At 42.2% G+C, this 2,099-nt stretch carries 1 protein-coding gene; it reads left to right on the forward strand.

All coding sequences use genetic code 11. The features are described 5' to 3' along the window. Positions 1 to 67: 67 nt before the first annotated feature. A partial coding sequence (locus IE056_RS18220) for an MBG domain-containing protein (protein ID WP_444544492.1) occupies positions 68 to 2,099 on the forward strand: 2,032 nt, incomplete at its 3' end.

Here is a 2,099-nt window from a genome sequence, read left to right on the forward strand (position 1 = left end):
TACGTACCAGATCACTTCCGGAGCTTTAGTAGGGAATGATAGTTTTACTGGTTCGTTGACACGTGAAGTGGGAGAAGATGTTGGTGCTTATGCAATTGAGCAGGGTTCATTGGCGTTGAGCAGCAACTATGATCTTACTTATAACGATGCTGACCTTATCATCAAGGAAGCTGCAATCACCGTATCTGCTGATGCAAAATCCAAAGTTTATGGAGAAGCAGATCCTGCACTTACCTACCAGATCACTTCCGGTGCTTTAGTAGGAAATGATAGTTTCACTGGTTCCTTAAGTCGTGAGGCTGGGGAAGATGTTGGAACCTATGAAATCCAATTGGGTTCATTGGCGTTGAGCAGCAACTATGATCTTACTTATAACGATGCTGACCTTACAATTAAAGAAGCTTCAATCACCGTAACTGGTGATGCAAAATCCAAAACTTACGGAGAGGCAGATCCTGCACTTACCTATCAAATCATTTCTGGAACTTTAATAGGTAATGATGAATTTACCGGTTCGTTGACACGTGAAGTGGGAGAAGATGTGGGGACTTATGCAATTGAGCAGGGATCATTGGCATTGAGCAGTAACTATGACCTTACGTATAACACAGCCGATCTTACCATTAAAGAAGCTTCAATCACCATAACTGCTGATGGAAAATCCAAAATTTACGGAGAGGCAGATCCTGTACTTACTTACCAGATCACTTCCGGAACATTAGTAGGAAATGATGATTTTACCGGTTCGTTGATGCGTGAAGTGGGAGAAGATGTTGGAACTTATGCAATCCAACAGGGATCATTGGCATTGAGTAGTAACTATGATCTTACTTATCAAACAGGGGACCTGACTATCAAGGAAGCTTTAATCACCATAACTGCTGATGCTAAGTTAAAAGTTTATGGAGAGGCAGATCCTGCACTTACTTACCAGATCACTTCCGGAACTTTAGTAGGAAATGATGATTTTACCGGTTCGTTGACACGAGAGGTAGGGGAAGATGTTGGAACTTATGCAATCCAACAGGGATCATTGGCTTTGAGCAGTAACTATGACCTTATTTATCAAACAGCGGATTTTACCATCAAAGAAGCTGCGATCACCGTAACTGCTGATGCAAAATCCAAAGTCTATGGAGAGGCAGATCCTGCATTAACGTACCAAATCACGTCTGGTGCTTTAGTAGGAGGCGATTCATTTACCGGGTCACTTACTCGTGAGACTGGAGAAGATGTTGGAACCTATGAAATCCAACAGGGATCATTGGCTTTGAGCAGCAACTATGACCTTATCTATAACAATGCAGACCTTACCATTAAAGAAGCTGCAATCACCGTATCTGCTGATGCTAAGTTAAAAGTTTATGGAGAGGCAGATCCTGCACTTACTTACCAGATCACTTCTGGGGCCTTGGTAGGAAATGATAGTTTCATTGGTTCCTTAAGTCGTGAGGCTGGGGAAGATGTTGGAACCTATGAAATCCAACAGGGATCCTTGTCCTTGAGCAGCAACTATGATCTTATCTATAACAATGCAGACCTTACCATTAAAGAAGCTGCAATCACCGTATCTGCTGATGCTAAGTTAAAAGTTTATGGAGAGGCAGATCCTGCACTTACTTACCAGATCACTTCNGGTTTCACTGGTTTGTTGACACGTGAAGTGGGAGAAGATGTTGGAACCTATGAAATCCAATTGGGTTCATTGGCATTGAGTAGCAATTATGACTTAACCTATAACAATGCAGACTTTACCATCAAGGAAGCTGCAATCACTGTAACTGCTGATGCAAAATCCAAAGTCTATGGAGAAGCAGATCCTGCATTGACGTACAAGATCACTTCCGGGGCTTTAGTCGGAAATGATGATTTTACTGGTTCCTTAAGTCGTGAGGCTGGGGAGGATGTTGGAACCTATGAAATCCAATTGGGTTCATTGGCATTGAGCAGTAACTATGACCTTACCTATAACACAGCAGACCTTACCATTAAAGAAGCTGCAATCACCGTATCTGCTGATGCAAAATCCAAAATTTACGGAGAGATAGATCCTGTACTTACTTACCAGATCACTTCCGGAACTTTAGTCGGAAATGATG

Source organism: Salinimicrobium marinum, from assembly GCF_014651535.1.
GTDB classification, from domain to species: domain Bacteria; phylum Bacteroidota; class Bacteroidia; order Flavobacteriales; family Flavobacteriaceae; genus Salinimicrobium; species Salinimicrobium marinum.